Source organism: Paraflavitalea sp. CAU 1676, from assembly GCF_029223285.1.
In the GTDB taxonomy this organism is placed as follows: domain Bacteria; phylum Bacteroidota; class Bacteroidia; order Chitinophagales; family Chitinophagaceae; genus Paraflavitalea.
This window is the reverse complement of sequence record NZ_JARHUJ010000007.1, coordinates 326,968-342,162: the sequence shown is the minus strand read 5'-3', so window position 1 is coordinate 342,162 and position 15,195 is coordinate 326,968. Positions and strand designations below refer to the sequence as shown.

At 49.0% G+C, this 15,195-nt stretch carries 13 protein-coding genes; 5 read left to right on the top strand and 8 right to left on the bottom strand.

What is annotated here, in order from left to right; all coding sequences use genetic code 11:
- Positions 1–69: 69 nt before the first annotated feature.
- Both P2H89_RS23800 and P2H89_RS23795 read right to left on the bottom strand, forming a co-directional pair.
- A complete protein-coding gene (locus P2H89_RS23800) occupies positions 70–249 on the bottom strand; it encodes a hypothetical protein (protein WP_275831664.1) in 180 nt (59 codons plus the stop codon).
- A gap of 327 nt (positions 250–576) precedes the next feature.
- On the bottom strand, positions 577–846 hold the full coding sequence (locus P2H89_RS23795) for an RNA-binding protein (protein ID WP_275831662.1): 270 nt from the start codon (positions 844–846) through the stop codon (positions 577–579).
- A gap of 195 nt (positions 847–1,041) precedes the next feature.
- Here P2H89_RS23795 and P2H89_RS23790 point away from each other — a divergent pair, with 195 nt between their 5' ends.
- On the top strand, positions 1,042–2,511 hold the full coding sequence (locus P2H89_RS23790) for a glycoside hydrolase family 130 protein (RefSeq protein ID WP_275831660.1): 1,470 nt from the start codon (positions 1,042–1,044) through the stop codon (positions 2,509–2,511).
- On the opposite strand, the gene P2H89_RS23785 is transcribed toward P2H89_RS23790, so the two are convergent.
- From P2H89_RS23785 to P2H89_RS23765, 5 genes are all read right to left on the bottom strand, one after another.
- Positions 2,506–3,525 carry a glycosyltransferase family 4 protein gene (locus tag P2H89_RS23785; protein WP_275831659.1) on the bottom strand — a complete coding sequence of 340 codons (1,020 nt, stop codon included), beginning with the start codon at positions 3,523–3,525 and terminating at the stop codon, positions 2,506–2,508. The two genes, P2H89_RS23790 and P2H89_RS23785, sit on opposite strands and share 6 nt — an antisense overlap.
- Entirely contained in the window at positions 3,522–4,610 is a 1,089-nt protein-coding gene (locus P2H89_RS23780; protein ID WP_275831657.1) for a glycosyltransferase, read from the bottom strand. The genes P2H89_RS23785 and P2H89_RS23780 overlap by 4 nt, the downstream gene beginning before the upstream one ends.
- Before the next feature lie 10 nt (positions 4,611–4,620).
- Positions 4,621–5,829 carry a glycosyltransferase gene (locus P2H89_RS23775; RefSeq protein WP_275831655.1) on the bottom strand — a complete coding sequence of 403 codons (1,209 nt, stop codon included), beginning with the start codon at positions 5,827–5,829 and terminating at the stop codon, positions 4,621–4,623.
- A 324-nt stretch (positions 5,830–6,153) separates the two neighbouring features.
- The gene (locus P2H89_RS23770) at positions 6,154–7,569 is read right to left on the bottom strand and encodes an OmpA family protein (RefSeq protein ID WP_275831652.1); all 1,416 of its coding nucleotides are present in this window, start codon (positions 7,567–7,569) and stop codon (positions 6,154–6,156) included.
- Between the two features lie 422 nt (positions 7,570–7,991).
- Positions 7,992–8,279, bottom strand: a complete 288-nt coding sequence (locus P2H89_RS23765; RefSeq protein WP_345799376.1) for a hypothetical protein — start codon at positions 8,277–8,279, stop codon at positions 7,992–7,994.
- A gap of 208 nt (positions 8,280–8,487) precedes the next feature.
- Between P2H89_RS23765 and P2H89_RS23760 the strand changes: the two genes are divergently transcribed.
- The 4 genes from P2H89_RS23760 (at position 8,488) to P2H89_RS23745 (ending at position 14,283) form a co-directional block, all read left to right on the top strand.
- Positions 8,488–9,528, top strand: a complete 1,041-nt coding sequence (locus tag P2H89_RS23760) for a DUF4421 family protein (protein ID WP_275831650.1) — start codon at positions 8,488–8,490, stop codon at positions 9,526–9,528.
- 49 nt (positions 9,529–9,577) lie between these two features.
- The gene (locus P2H89_RS23755) at positions 9,578–10,429 is read left to right on the top strand and encodes a hypothetical protein (RefSeq protein ID WP_275831648.1); all 852 of its coding nucleotides are present in this window, start codon (positions 9,578–9,580) and stop codon (positions 10,427–10,429) included.
- A 47-nt stretch (positions 10,430–10,476) separates the two neighbouring features.
- A complete protein-coding gene (locus tag P2H89_RS23750) occupies positions 10,477–12,891 on the top strand; it encodes a mechanosensitive ion channel domain-containing protein (RefSeq protein WP_275831647.1) in 2,415 nt (804 codons plus the stop codon).
- 114 nt (positions 12,892–13,005) lie between these two features.
- The gene (locus P2H89_RS23745; protein ID WP_275831645.1) at positions 13,006–14,283 is read left to right on the top strand and encodes a TCR/Tet family MFS transporter; all 1,278 of its coding nucleotides are present in this window, start codon (positions 13,006–13,008) and stop codon (positions 14,281–14,283) included.
- 55 nt (positions 14,284–14,338) lie between these two features.
- Here the strand turns inward: P2H89_RS23745 and P2H89_RS23740 are convergent, their stop codons facing one another.
- Positions 14,339–15,190, bottom strand: coding sequence for a polysaccharide deacetylase family protein (locus P2H89_RS23740; protein ID WP_275831643.1), 852 nt, complete (start codon positions 15,188–15,190; stop codon positions 14,339–14,341).
- Positions 15,191–15,195: the final 5 nt, after the last annotated feature.

The window sequence follows — 15,195 nt, the reverse complement described above, 5'->3', positions numbered from 1 at the left end:
CTGCGGGCGGCTTATATTGTCTCTTATTTTGGCAAGGCTTTCTTCTGCAAATTGAAGGGCTTCCCGCATTCACTTCCTCATGCCATGAATCGTATCCGTCTCTTCAACTGTAATTATTTGTTCGATTGCTCCAATTTTCACCTTTCCAGAAAACCGAATAGTTGTCTCTTTTTTTAAAAGCATACCAGTGCTGGCTTCCATTTCCATTATTCCCGTTAGTGTTCCCTTTATTGTTTTTAGAACAAGCATACGAAGATCAATACTGCTAATCTTAGTTCTTCCATTCTTTTCTAGGTATCTGTTGCTTCGAATTGTTCCGATGAAGTTAAAGGCGGCTGACGTAACATTTTGATACTACAGATAAGGTTTTGCAGCATAATTGTAAAAATTTGACAAGCGAAGGGAGTAGGCAAAGGTGTGCAGGGCAGGGAAAAGACGAGCGATCATGCGCCCGTCCGGTTCGGGATCTGCTGCTTAGTGATAACCTGGGTAGCAGGTCGTTGGCGCCGCACCCTCCAATAAAAAAGGATGCCTCTTTTCATGAAACATCCTTTGAGCAGTAACGAAACCGTATTATTAATACATGGAATTCCTGCTGCGATCTTCTCTTTCCCTGGCCTCATTCACTTTAAGCACTCTTCCATCAAGCGCAGAGCCGTTCAAGGCAAGAATGGCTTTCTGTGCCTCCTGCTGATTCGGCATTTCAATGAAGCCAAATCCACGGCTGCGGTTGGTCATTTTATCAAGGATGATAGCAGCAGAAGAGATAATACCATAAGGGGAGAATAGCTTTTTCAGGTCATCCACCAGCACGGTGAAGCCCAGATTAGAAACATAAATGTTCATTTTGATCAATTTAGAAGTAAAAATTTGCTGAGGAGAAAAGCAGGAGGTAATATTCGGATTACGAGATGCTGATAAACTCAAACTGTTATCTCCTGTAAGATAACCTTAATAGTTGACCCTGCCTATTCTATTTCACTTCAGTCAAGCTGGGTTTATTCCTCTACCTTCACCGGCAACACCAGTATTTCATCATCTATGGCAATAACCGTAAACAGAACAGGCATCAGGTTGAATCCAGACCTTTCCAGGGTCATTCCACGATTTTTCAATATAGGTGAGGCCCGTTCCCGGGCATTGATCCAAAAGGTGCTGGAAATGCCCGAATCGGCAGCAGCTCAATTACTGCAATGTGTTATGGAAGAGTTCTGTGCCAGGTACCGGGACATCGAGATCATCTTTTATAAACACTTTCAATTAATTCAGTACTTATTACCTGAAGCTGAACTTCCACAACTTTCGCGGGAAAAGAAAATGTTAATGGGTTCCTATTTTACGATGGAATACTCGCTTGAAGCAGCTGCCTTGTTCAATCCCTCGATCGTAGAAGATCCGGACCAATCGGGTACAGCGCCGGGCGAAAAGAATGTGGTCATCAGCCTCCGGGCTACGGGAGAGGGTCATATTTCGTCGGTCGTATTTAAACGTGGCAAATTGACTAAAGATGCATGGCTGCAAATAGAGCCTTCAGCCAATTTTTCGGGGGAGGGTGCCATTACACAAGTAATAAGAAACAAGAAGGATGTGTTTGGGGAACTTCTTCTGCAGACTGCTTTACCGGAAGACATCCGCACCTATATTCTTTCTACACTTAAGGATAGCTTTACCTATAAAGAAATCGAAATATTATTACGATCGGCATTGCTGTCGATTGACTCTGCCACAGAAAGAAACAAGCTGCGATACGATATCCTGAGCATGGTAAATACAAGCTATGAGATCAACTTTCCTGCACATTCACGATTAGCTGAACAGGTTATTTTTCCTGCGACCTTTACAGAGAAAAACGGTATTGAGGACGCAAGATTCGTAAAGTTTGTGGATGACGATGGTTCGTTCCTGTACCTGGCTACCTACACCGCCTATGATGGAACTTACATATTGCCGCACCTGATAACAACAAAAGACTTCCTGCATTTCAAGATATCTCCGCTGCACGGAAAAATGGCCGTAAATAAGAACCTTGCTTTGTTTCCCAGGAAGGTTAATGGACAGTATGTAATGCTATCCCGGATAGACGGCATCAGCAATTACATCATGTTCTCGGACGACCTTTATCTCTGGGAAACAGCCAGCTTATTACAACAACCTAAATACCCCTGGGAGTTCGTGCAAATTGGCAATGGCGGCTCGCCCATTGAAACTGAAGCAGGATGGTTGATCATTACCCATGGCGTAGGGCCTATGCGCAAGTATTGCCTGGGCGCCAGTTTGTTTAAACTTGACGATCCTACCCAGGAGATTGGCCGTTTAAAAGAGCCTTTGCTACTGCCTGCTGAAGATGAGCGGAAGGGGTACGTTCCTAATGTGGTTTATACGTGTGGGGCCATGATCCACGAAGGACTATTATTCATCCCTTACGCCGTATCGGATTATGCTACTTCTTTTGCGACTGTACCCTTAGATATGCTGTTAAATGAATTACTTCTATCACCGGTTGAGCTATAGTCCATTTGCGTGAAGAGAGACCTTTTCATACAAGGCAATGTATCGCCTGGCCATGGTTTGGCTGCTGAAATTGGCCAGGGCATGTGCGCGGCAGGCCTCCCGGTCGATGTATTGTAGTTTATGCACAGCGGCTATAGCCCCAGCTGTATCTTTCACCAAAAAGCCATGTACGCCATCTACAATCAATTCTTTCATAGCCCCCCTTTCAAAAGCGATCACGGGCGTTCCACACATCATGGCTTCTACCACACTTAAGCCGAAAGGCTCTTCAAAACTGATGGGGTGCAATAGAGCGAGGGCGTTGCCGAGGAGTTTATTGCGGTCTTCGGGGCCTACATTTCCTTTATAAATGACATCTATTCCATTTATGAATGGAGCTACTTTTTCCTGGTAATACCCTTCATCCTGAATAAGACCGGCCATTACCAGCGGCTTATTTGCCTGGCGGGCTATATTGATTGCTTCGTGTGCTCCTTTGTGTGGATGTATCCTTCCAAAATACAACAGGTAATCACCATTTCCCTGCCCCGGTTTAAATAGCTCTTCGTTTATTCCATTGTACACGGTATCGAGGTAATGGAGCTCCGGACTACGGTCGCTATTGCTGATGGATACATAAAACGAGTTCTCATTGTATTTTTTATATACGGGAATGATCTGTTGGGAGGAAAAACCATGAATGGTGGTGATGAAAGGGGTACGCACCATGCGTGACCAGGTAAGCGGCAAAAAATCGAAGTGATTGTGTATCAAGGTAAAGTCTGCGGCCTGCTCCATGAGATGCGAAATATGCAGGCATTCGCAGACTTTGGCGTCTGCTGGGTATTCACCCAGCGGCCGGGGACAAACGGATTCCAATTTTGCAGTTGTGACAGAATCACCGGTAGCGAATAAAGTGACATCGATCCCATTCTTCACCAGCCCTTCTGTGAGCACTGAAACCACCTGCTCCCAAGGGCCATAGTTCCTGGGGGGAGTTCTCCAGGTAACTGGTGATAATATGGCTATTCTCATTCTTCGAGGGTTGAAGCTACCACCAGGTGAGATATCCAATAAGCGAGCGTGCTCTCTGCACCCTGGTTCAGGTTGATGCCCGTACTGTGCAGCCCATCCGCACATCCGCCGGTAGCCGGGTCGTACAAGGATAGGGCAAGGTCATTGGCGCCCAGGAACCATTGGTAGCTTTTATACATATACTCCCGGTATTGGTCTTCGCGCGTGAGCCGGTAAGCCTGCTGGTAGTACAAAACCATTGCCATAGCATCAATGCCCTGTTGATCGAACTGGGCAGGCGCGCCACCATCGATCGATAACCAGCCCTGATTGCCTATCGGACGCAGGATTCCATTTACAAATACTTTTGACTCCAAAAAGGCCATGGCCTCAAAAGCTATATCGAGGTACTCCTCTTGCTGGGTCACTTCGTACGCGTTCAACAAAGCCAGTGGCAGTATGGCATTATCGTAAGTAAGTACTGGCTCAAACCAGTTCCACCCTTCTTTTTTTGTTGCCCGGTACATGCTGACCATCTTGTCTGACAAGAGGATCACTTTATCTCTTTTCAGGTCATCCGGGTAGTTGAATTTTATAAACTGGCATATCCCAATAATGGAATTGGCCATGCCTCGTATTGAAACGAGTTTTTCGGCATGCGGATAAGCTTTTGTGAAGATGTCTATCGCCGTTCTGGTAAGCAGCGGTACGCGGCACTCGTTTACCATAAAGCCGAGGGCCATTAACGTTCTTCCGTAGGAATCCTCAGAGCCTCTTTCTTCGTGGGTTGCTTTGGAATAGCTGATGAAGTTGCGAAAGTACCCATCATCGGTTTGCATATAGTGTATGAAGCTCAGGTAAACGGACAGGTAATCGCTGGCTTCCTGTTTTTTGCTGCCTTTGCCTGCCCAGACGGCAAATAGCAAAGCGCGGGCATTGTCGTCTATGCAATAACCTTCTTTACGGTTTGGCATCGCAAATACAGCATGCTGGATGATACCGGTGAGGTCGGTGAGGCTACCGATGTGCTTAAAATTAAGGACAGGTAATTGCCGGTCTGTAAAAGCAAGTGGCTTTTCGACTGGTCTTTTTATTGTTGTTTCCATGTTTTTTGTTTTAATCGTTGACGGGAGATACGATCACCCTGGTTACCGGCGCCAGGGTTTTACCCAGGATCTGGCAAAAGAGGTCCGTGTGCATCGATGCTACTTTATTCCAGACAGTATCTCTTGTTTGCAGATAGGCCTGATAGCCCATTTGCTTTCTGAGCTTGGGCTGTTGCAACAGCAAAATAGCCTGCTCTGCCAGTTCATGTTCATCATTCCCTTTCAGCATGATGCCCGATTGCTCATTCAACATCTCCTCAGCGAGCACAAATTTGTTGGAAATAACAGGGCATCCGGCACTCATAGCATACAGGAAGGTTCCGCTCATGGCCTGGTATGGGTCTTTCGAGGTAAACAAGTAGATATCTGTGAGGGCGAGATATTCCATTAGCTTTTCGGTGGGCACATATTCATTGATCAGCCGGACATTCTTCTGCAGGTTATTATCGTCAATCAACTGTTGCAAATAAGAACGGTACTTCTCGCCCTCCTGGGCCAGCAAATTGGGATGCGTTTGTCCGACAATGATATATACAGACCCTGGAAAAGCTACGCTGATCTCTTTCATGGCCAGAATACCTTTTTCGATGCCCTTATTAGGGCTTAATAATCCAAAGGTGGTCAATACCAATTTTCTTCTCAGGTTGTACTTGGCTTTCAGTTGCAATACGTTGGTCCTGTTTTTTTCATGGGTGCCATGTGGTATGATGCACATCTTATCGTTACCGATCTGGTAATCTTCCTGCAGCAGACGGGCGGCATTCTTTGTCATGACGATTATTCTATCAGCCAGCAATGCTACGGTCTGCACGATTTTCAATCGCTTGCTATCGGGGGCAGGTAATACGGTATGGAACCTGATGACAAATGGTTTCTCCAGCAGTGCCAGGAATCCCAGCAGGTATTCACCCATTTCACCTCCATACAAACCAAATTCATGTTCGATACAGATGAGTTCTATAGAGGCATCCCGGTTAATAAGACCGGCGGCTTTAATACAGGAATCGAGGTGATGGCCATCCATGATCATGGACACCGGCGGCTGGTACAGGTAGGCATTTTTCTCTTTGTCCAATGCACAGACGCTGACCAAAAAAGCCTTCTTCGGTTGCAGGATTGCAGCAGCCAACAGATCCTGTGCAAAACTGGCTATTCCGCATTTGGCAGGGAGAAATGTACTGATCAATAATATCCTGGAGGGAGTAATAACTGTTGACATAAGATTAGCTGTTTAAATGATGCCGCGATCCATAACCGCCACTAGAGCAGTTATAAAACAACACCTGATTTGCAAATGAGGGACCTAAAGCAATAGGTAGATTGACAGAAAGGACTATTATACGAAAAGAGAAGAAATAAAGCCTGACTCGAGTAAAGGTAGCCTAATTATACGGTGGCGCCTAATTAAAATACCCGGCGGCAACTTTAACCGCAGGCGATTAAAGCCATTCAATAATACAAAACGAGGTGATCAATAAACATGATCACCTCGTTATCCTTCACTCGCTGCTTCTATGTAGAAATCAGAAGTGCTTTGAATTAACTACTGAATCGATACCTCAACCCTTCGGTTCTGCATCTTACCCTGTTTGGTATCATTCGTAGCAATAGGTTCTGTTGATCCACGGCCTTCGGTGCTGATCCTCGAGCCATCGATACCCTTACTCACCAGGTAGGCTTTCGCAGCATCGGCCCTGGCCTGAGACAGCGGATTGTTGATCTTGTCGGACCCCGTATTGTCGGTATGACCTATCAAACTGATCTTTAACCCCTCCGGTGCCCGCTGCATAAAGGCCACCACTACATCCAACTCACGCTGGCCCTGCACAGTGAGTACCGATTTGCTGGAGGCAAAGGTTACCCGGCTCGCTTCGAACTTCTCGATCTTCTTACAACCCTTCATTTCCGGTACACCCGGTTCATTGGGGCACCTGTCTTCCTCATCATTGATGCCATCGCCATCCGTATCGGGTATCGGGCATCCCTGGTATTTAGCGAGGCCCGCCTGGTTGGGACATTTATCCTGCTCATCGTTGATGCCATCACCATCCGTATCCGGTATGGGGCATCCCTGGTATTTGGCAGTGCCTGCCACAGTGGGGCATTTATCTTCCTCATCATTAATGCCATCCCCATCGGTATCGGGTATGGGACAACCCTGGTACTTGGCCAGGCCTGTTTGGTTGGGACACTTATCCTGCTCATCATTTACCCCATCACCATCTGTATCGGGAATAGGGCAACCATCATACCGGCTAACACCCACCACCGTGGGGCATTTGTCTTTTGAGTCGATGACCCCATCGGCATCTTTATCGCCCGGTACAAACTTGCCAAACAGTTTCAGTTTGATACCTGCCTGCCCTCCCTGGTTAAAATACTCGGGCGAGGATGATTTGTTGATGTTCTTTATGCCATGGATATACCGCGCATAGATGGATATGCGCCCATGGGGCATAAACTCCAACCCGCCCGTGAGTGATATATCGCTGCTTTCATAGGAATCTTTGTTCTTGGTGTCGGTATTCTTATTCTTTGCATCCAGCAGAAAATCGAACTGCGGACCAGCGAACAACGCCACCGACTTGGAACTCCATTTGAATAAAACGGGTACAGACAGGTAATCCAATGTTTGATCGAGGTTGCCACTGGGGTTGGGCGTAGTTATTTTGCCGCCTACCCGGGAGTACTGCACCTGCGGTTCGATGGACACTACCTTTCCACCTATCGGGAAATTGGCCCATAGGCCCCCGGCATAGCCCGATTTCCAATCGCCCGATTCAATGTTTCCATTGTTGTCGCCCACACGCATATTCGATAGGTTATAGGCCCCCAGGATACCTCCGGAAATGGTGTAACGCTCTTTGATTAGCTGTGGTGTTTTGGTTTCTTGCTGACTGAACACGGTGACCGATGACAACATAGCAAGATTAAAGACCAATAAGGATAAACGCTTCATAATCTACTCTTTTTTAATGCTTGAACTTTAGTATTTAATTGACAATCCTGTTAGTTACCTGTTTGATAATGTTGCATGACATGGTGGGTGGGGGAGTTAATAGCTCGTAACAGCAGCAGGATGCGGTGGGCGGGGAGTATGTCGATTGATAGCTGTACATAACAGCCGAAGGAGCCTATGTAAAAATGAAGCCACCGCTTAGCCGATGGAAAACCGTTGCCATTCATCCACATTTAAAACGCTGGCAATAGGGCAGTGGGCGCCCATTTTCCAGGAATAGGTTGGGTGCTGTTGGCAGGCACCAACGAGTGTGTAACCTATACCGTGGATATCTACGAAAAACTGCCACTGAGGGTGGCAGTATCAAGTATACAACAATGATGTACGAAATGTTGGACCATTGATTGAAGAACATTGAGCAACTAATTCCTATCCCTCCTGGACTGAAACACCTGATAACCCAATCCCCACTCCACCCAATCGGCCGTGCCGCCCTGCATGGTTTTGAGGCCCAGCTGCGCAAACAGCCGGTTGTTGATGTTGTAACGCACCGATGGCCGGATGAACGTATTGCCCTTCAACGCCCGCCCCATACTGCTGAGGTGAGCGCCTATCTGTAGCCGGATGGCCAATTGCCAAAACATGAACTCATAGCCGGCATGCATGGCTGGGAAAAAACGCTCCTGCTTTACCCAGCTAAAGCCCATCATGTTTAACCCCAGGTTGGGCGTTACCGTACGGCCATTGCTGAAATGCGTGATATCGTACCCATAGGGAAATCAATTTCCCGGTGAGAATTGAATAAGAAAAGCAGTACAAATAAGCGTTAGGATTGGTCGACGCATCATAAAGCCAGGCACTTTTAAACTTAACGCGCTAAATGTAGGGATAAATGTGTTAAGTAGGTATTTTTGTTATATGACCAAATACTGCTTACTGATCCTTGTAGGCACCTGCTGCCGGGCATGGGCACAAGCGCCATCTGCAGATAGTGTGCGCCCACGTGCTGCTGCCAGTAAGATACAGACCCTGGAAGAGTATATGACCTTCAAATTCACCCAAAGCTCCGATATCGAAAAGCTGGCGGTGAAGACGCCCAACACGCACATCAAGCTAAGCCCCAACGCCATTTCCAGCTCGCGCTTCGGATTTACCTATCGCTTCATCGATGTAGGCATCAGTTTTGTTCCGCGCTTTTTGCCCGGTAATAATGACGACGACGAAAAAGGTACCACCCATAGCGGTGGCATCTCCACCAGCTTCATCTTCCGGCATTGGCTGCAAGACCTGTCGTACAAACGAACCAAAGGATTTTACCTGGAAAATACCGGCGACTTCGACCCCACGTGGAGTCCCGGCAAACCCTATGTGAAGATACCCGACCTGGTATTTACGCAATTCAGAGGCGCTACGGCGTACAACTTCAACCCGCAGTTTTCCGTAAGCGCGGTGACTACGCAATCGGAACGGCAATTGAAAAGCGCCGGCAGTTTTATTCCGCAATTCCTGTATCGCTATTATGTCAACGACGATCAATCGGAAATATCGCCCAACGGCTTTACCCAAAAAGGCAGGAACTGGGAGCTATTGCTGGGTGCCGGTTACCACTACACGCTGGTGGTAGACCAGCAGTGGTATGCCTCGCTGGGCCTTACGCCCAATGCCGGGTATATCTTCAGTTCTTTTGATACCCGCTCGCAAACGACCACCGTTACCAACCACCAGGACAACTTTATGTTCCGCTTCGATGGCAGGGCGGGCATCGGCTACAACGGCAAGCGCTTCTTTGCCAGCGCGTACCTGCATTGGCAAAATGCCAGCTTTCGACAGGGGCACACCGGCGCCAGCACCGATGACGATTATGCCGCTTTTCAGATCGCTGCCGGGTACCGGCTGCGCGCTCCCCGCTGGATGAAAACGGGCATCGAAAACCTCACGCGCAAAGTCGGGATTAAATGATTTGCTTATCTTTAGGAACAACCTGTTCAACCTTTTAAATGTTATCACGATGAAAAAACTGCTGTTTATGGTTTGCTGCCTGTTTACCATGCTGGCAGCCACTGCACAACAACCCGCCAAGAACGATGTGATCCTCAAGCTCAATGGGGATGAGTTGAATGGCAAAGTGCTGAAGATTAATGACAACGACATCGAATTCTCTTATACCGGCGAAACGCTCGTGTACAACATCAAGAAGGCCGATATTATGAAGATCACCTACGCCAGTGGCCGCATCGAGGTATACAACAAACCGGCGCTGCCCTCCGAAGCCAAAAGTCAGCCGGCCGGCGCCAGCGCTTCTAAAGACGGCCCGGGCTTCGCCGATCACCATAACAAAATAGCTGTGCTGCCTTTCACCTTCGTACGCGATGGTGCGGCGGCGGATGATGCCATTGCCGAGCAGGTACAAAACGAAACCTTTTCTTTCATGAGCAAACACTCTGGTGTATTTGAAGTGCTGAACCCCCGCACCACCAACGCCCTGCTCATCAAAGCGGGCGTTACCAAGGAATCCATCAAAGGTTATACGATGGATGATATCTGCAATATACTCGGGGTTGAATATGTGGTAGAAGGCATCGTGAATATGAACAAGACCAACCAAACCAGCTATCAATCCAGCAGCGGTACCACCACTAAAAAGGATGATCCCAAAGACGATAAATCAAAAAAGACCTACAGCGACTATTCTTCCGGCACCACTACGCAGAACTTCCAAACCAAGCTTTCGCTGAACATGTACAACGATAAAGGCGCCACCGTGTATGCGCAGGACCGTACTTCATTCTGGAATACGCAGGACGCCTACAAGAGCACGCTGGAATACCTGTTGAAAAGATCCCCGCTTTATACCAAATAATGCAGCATCCACCACTAACCCATTTATGTAAGCTGCTGTGCCTGGTAATGCTGACTGGCCTGTGCATTGCCGCCCGGGCCCAACGGGGTGATACGGCAGCTCCGCACCAAGGCCCCGATAGCGGTTTCCTGCACCGCATGCGCCAGTTTGGCAAAACGGAAACCGTTAGCAGCATTGAAAAATACCGCAACGACCGCATCGCCCTGCAACAGGAAAAGCTGTTGCAGGAGCTTCGCTACACCAGCGAACGGGCACGCATTTTTCTGCGTAGAGGGATCGACACCGGTTTCTACCGGAAATACCTGCGCACAACCAGCCACGAACTGATGATCGTGCAGGACGGCATATTCGTGAACCAGGGATCGGGACAAACTGCCCGCAACCTCGATGTGGCGGCTTCTATACTGGATGGTTTGCTGGATAAATTGAACCAGCGGCGCGGTAATGTGGTGCGGTATGTGAAAACGTTGACGGACTACATCAACCAGATCGATTCACTCTCGGCCGATTCGGCCCTGTATACTTTTCCGTTCGATTCGGTGCAAACCGTTCGCTATATTCAAAAGATAGCCGTAGTCGCAAAAGACCTGGGCCCGGCCGACACCGCCCTGCGGCGATCATCGAACGCCGTGCAACAGCTGCAATTGGATTATGACCTGATGGTTTTTACCGTGCGGTCGCGCCTGGAAGAAGTTGAATTATTGCGCAAGCAGCAGGCGGCCCGGTTGATCAGCAAAGAATTTCCCTACCTCTGGGAAGAAGCGCTGCGCCACCGGCCCATGGAGGAGATCGTGCAATTGTCGGTAGCCAAAGAGCGACTCGTGTTAAAATACTATTTCAATGACTATATAGGTCGCCTGCTGATATTGCTGCTGCTGATACTGGCTTCCTGGTATTTTCTGCACGCCCTGAAGCAGAAATGGAAGGAAGAGCGGGAGCTCGATCCCGGCTTCAAGGGCCAACTGGTGTTGCGTTATCCTTTCGCCTCGGCGATGATCATCGTGATCAGTATCTTTCAGTTCCTCTTCCTGCAACCGCCCTTTATCTTTGGTTTCATTTTGTGGCTGATCATGGCCATCTGTTTAGCTTTCATACTGCATCAATACATTACCGCGTTTTGGATGCGCTTCTGGTTGGCCATGCTGCTCTTTTTTGTATTGGCAGGCGTTACCAACATGGCTTTACAGGCCTCGCGCGCCGAACGCTGGTGGATGCTGTTGCTGGCCCTGGCCGGCAGTATTTACTGTGTTTTTTTGCTGCGCAGCAAGAAGCGCCTTGAGTTGCGGGAAAAGAATATAGTATACTTCATCGCCTTTGTGGCTGTCGTGGAAAGTGCTTCCGTCATTTTCAACCTTGCAGGGCGTTACAACCTGGCCAAGACTTTACTGGTGAGCGGCTATGCCGGACTGGTGATCGCGATCTTATTCCTGTGGACCGTACGGCTCATTAATGAAGGGCTCGGGCTCATTGCGACGATCTATAAGCACCCCGACCGGAAGTTCTTCTATATCGACTTTAACCGGGTAGGGGAGAAAGCACCCACCTTCTTTTATGTGTTTCTCGTGGTGGGCTGGTTTATCCTGGTAGGCAGAAACTTTTACGCCTTTCAACAGGCGGCGACTCCTTTCAAAGAATTCCTGGACACGGAACGAACGCTGGGCAGCTATACCTTCACGATCAATAGCCTCTTCATCTTTCTGCTCATCATCGCCGTATCGACCATACTTTCGCAGATCATTTCTTTTTTTGCCGGCGAGCCGGGCGATCAACGCAACAAAGACAAAAAGACGCGCAAGGCCGGTGTAGGCAGCTGGTTGCTGCTGATCCGCATCTTCATCCTCTCGCTGGGTATATTCTTTGCCTTTGCAGCGGCCGGTATACCACTCGATAAGCTCACGATCGTATTGGGCGCATTGGGTGTAGGTATTGGTCTTGGTTTGCAAGGGTTGGTGAGCAACCTCGTAAGCGGATTGATCATCGCCTTTGAGAAGCCTGTAAACGTTGGTGATATTGTAGAGGTGAACGGCAAGCTCGGTACCATGAAATCGATCGGTTTCCGTAGCAGTGTGATGAACTTATCCGACGGTGCCTGCCTGGTAGTGCCCAACAGCGACCTGCTGAGCCACCATGTGGTGAACTGGACCATGGGCAATAACCGGCGACGCATCAACCTCTCGATCAGTGTGGCCTATGGCACCAACCTGAAACAGGCAAAAGAACTTCTCGAGAATGTATTGCGCGGCAACGAAAGGCTGATGAAGTATCCCGAACCCATTGTATCAGTAAGAGAGTTTGCCGATAGTGCGGTGGTGATCGATCTCTATTTCTGGGTAGGTAATATACGCGAGTTCCTCCTTGTGCGTAACGAAGTGGCAACACAGATCGATGAAGCCTTGCGCCATGCAGGCATTGTAATTCCATTTCCGCAAACGGATATTCATATTATCCAGCCAAAGGAGTAGGATGGCCGGTGTACGTCGCAATCGGCCCGGTAAAATGCCGTATTTCCTACTGGCGGGATTGGCCGTTTAGGTGTAAGTTTGTGCTCCCTTATCGAGGAACAAAACACACTAAGTATGGCCACTTCCAGCAAATCTGCTCTCTCTTTTATTTTTATCACATTACTCATCGACGTCATGGGCTGGGGATTGATCATTCCCGTCATGGCCGACCTCATCGTTCACCTCAAAAAGATACCCGTTAATGAAGCCAGTACCTACGGGGCTGTGTTGTTATCGGTATTTGCGGTAACCCAATTCATCTTTGCCCCCGTGATCGGTAACCTCAGCGACCGTTATGGCCGCCGGCCCGTGTTGCTGTTCTCATTACTCGGCTTTGGCATCGATTACATCATCCTGGCGATCGCGCCTACCTATGGATGGCTGTTTGTGGGGCGTGTTATTGCAGGCATCACCGGCGCCAGCTTCACCACTGCCACTGCCTACATTGCCGACATCAGTACCGATGAAACCTCCCGCGCCAAGAACTTTGGTTTGATCGGCGCTGCTTTTGGTTTGGGCTTCGTACTAGGCCCCGCATTGGGTGGCCTGCTGGCTACCTGGGGTATGCGTGCTCCTTTTTATGCGGCTGCTATCCTTTGTTTACTCAACTGCCTGTACGGATACTTCTTTTTGCCCGAATCGCTGAAGAAAGAGAACCGCCGCCCTTTTGAATGGAAGCGCGCGAACCCTTTCGGCTCTTTAAAGTTCCTGACCTCGCATCCGGAAATTGGTGGACTGGCTTTGAGCTTTTTCCTGATCTACCTGGGCGGCCAATCGGTACAAGGCAACTGGAACTTCTTTACGCAATACCGTTTTGGCTGGAGTGAAGGCATGATCGGTGCCTCATTGGCCGTGGTGGGGGTATTGGTAGGCGCTGTACAGGGCGGACTTACCCGGGTGGTGAATCCGAAGATCGGCAATGAAAAGAGTATCTACCTCGGTTTATCGCTATATACCCTGGGATTGGTATTATTCGCCTTTGCTTCCACCTCCTGGATGATGTTTGCCTTCCTGATCCCGTATTGCCTGGGTGGTATCTGCGGACCATCCTTACAGGCTGTTATATCGGGACATGTGCCTCCGAGCCAACAAGGTGAACTGCAGGGTGCGCTCACCAGTTTGATGAGCCTCACCACGATCTTTGGTCCGTTGCTGATGAATGGCACTTTCAACTACTTCACGTCGTCGAAAGCGCCTTTCCATTTTCCAGGCATTCACTTCCTGATCGGCGCTTTCTGTATGCTGCTGAGCGTGATCATCACCTGGCGCATTTTGAGCCGGGAGAAAAAGCATCCTGAATTGGCCAAGGCCTTTACAGGAAGCCAGGAGGCGGCGAAGACACCGATACACTAGTTGTAGCTTGCAAATTATTGAGAGGGGTATTATCCTGTGTGGGGTAAGCCCCTTTTTATTTTGCCAGTAGGTCTTTGTAGCTGATCAATTGAATATTCAGTTTCCGAATGAGGGCTTTGATCTCCGCATCGGTCCACAGGTCCGTAACGCCCTGCCGGTCTTCCGCCACCTTTTCATAACCGATATGGTGAATGGCCTGCAGTTCTGCATCGTTCAAGCCCGGGTGTTCGAGGAACATATAGGTTTGGCCTGCTTTGAGTGATTGAAGCATGGCGATAAAACTCTTCTTCTTTTCGGCCAGGGTAGCATGCGGGCCGTTGAAGCCTACGCCCTTTACGCCGAGTGCATCGAGGTCGATATCGATCTTGTATTCGATCGCCAGCTTTTTGGCTAGTGCCGCCACTTCGGGGCTCATGCGCGTGCAGCCCATATGCGCCGATACATGGCTGATGCGTGGAATGCGCTTCAAACCCAATTCTATTTGCGCGCGGAGCTCCTGCTCCACTTCATTCAGCTTCCATGCATGTTGCAATAAAGCGCCATTGGGATAGCTCGCATCGGGCCATATTTTGGGATAGAAGTAACCGTTGGAGTCGGTAAGGCTGGGGCAGTGCGTAATGGGCCGCCATTTAATATTGTCCCACTCGCTGGTAAGCGCCAGGTGGATGCCTACATCTATCTGCGGATTATCGGCCAGCATTTTCACCGCCTCCGGAAACCAGGGTGAGGGTACGATCACTTCTATGGAACGGGTAATGCCTTCCTTATAAGTTTTGATGAGCGCAAGGTTGCCGCTGTGGCTGAAGCCCATATCGTCGCCCCGGATGATGAGGCGGGCAGGTGCCTGGGCGGTGCAGGCGATAGTGGTGATGCTGCCAAGCAGCCAGCAAAGGATGAGTTTGTGCATGGTGG

Bases quoted from the DNA above. Each gene is read 5' to 3' on its own strand.
- P2H89_RS23800 (WP_275831664.1), bottom strand. From the start codon at position 249: ATGCTTGTTCTAAAAACAATAAAGGGAACACTAACGGGAATAATGGAA.
- P2H89_RS23795 (WP_275831662.1), bottom strand. From the start codon at position 846: ATGAACATTTATGTTTCTAATCTGGGCTTCACCGTGCTGGTGGATGAC.
- P2H89_RS23790 (WP_275831660.1), top strand. From the start codon at position 1,042: ATGGCAATAACCGTAAACAGAACAGGCATCAGGTTGAATCCAGACCTT.
- P2H89_RS23785 (WP_275831659.1), bottom strand. From the start codon at position 3,525: ATGAGAATAGCCATATTATCACCAGTTACCTGGAGAACTCCCCCCAGG.
- P2H89_RS23780 (WP_275831657.1), bottom strand. From the start codon at position 4,610: ATGGAAACAACAATAAAAAGACCAGTCGAAAAGCCACTTGCTTTTACA.
- P2H89_RS23775 (WP_275831655.1), bottom strand. From the start codon at position 5,829: ATGTCAACAGTTATTACTCCCTCCAGGATATTATTGATCAGTACATTT.
- P2H89_RS23770 (WP_275831652.1), bottom strand. From the start codon at position 7,569: ATGAAGCGTTTATCCTTATTGGTCTTTAATCTTGCTATGTTGTCATCG.
- P2H89_RS23765 (WP_345799376.1), bottom strand. From the start codon at position 8,279: ATGATGGGCTTTAGCTGGGTAAAGCAGGAGCGTTTTTTCCCAGCCATG.
- P2H89_RS23760 (WP_275831650.1), top strand. From the start codon at position 8,488: ATGACCAAATACTGCTTACTGATCCTTGTAGGCACCTGCTGCCGGGCA.
- P2H89_RS23755 (WP_275831648.1), top strand. From the start codon at position 9,578: ATGAAAAAACTGCTGTTTATGGTTTGCTGCCTGTTTACCATGCTGGCA.
- P2H89_RS23750 (WP_275831647.1), top strand. From the start codon at position 10,477: ATGCTGACTGGCCTGTGCATTGCCGCCCGGGCCCAACGGGGTGATACG.
- P2H89_RS23745 (WP_275831645.1), top strand. From the start codon at position 13,006: ATGGCCACTTCCAGCAAATCTGCTCTCTCTTTTATTTTTATCACATTA.
- P2H89_RS23740 (WP_275831643.1), bottom strand. From the start codon at position 15,190: ATGCACAAACTCATCCTTTGCTGGCTGCTTGGCAGCATCACCACTATC.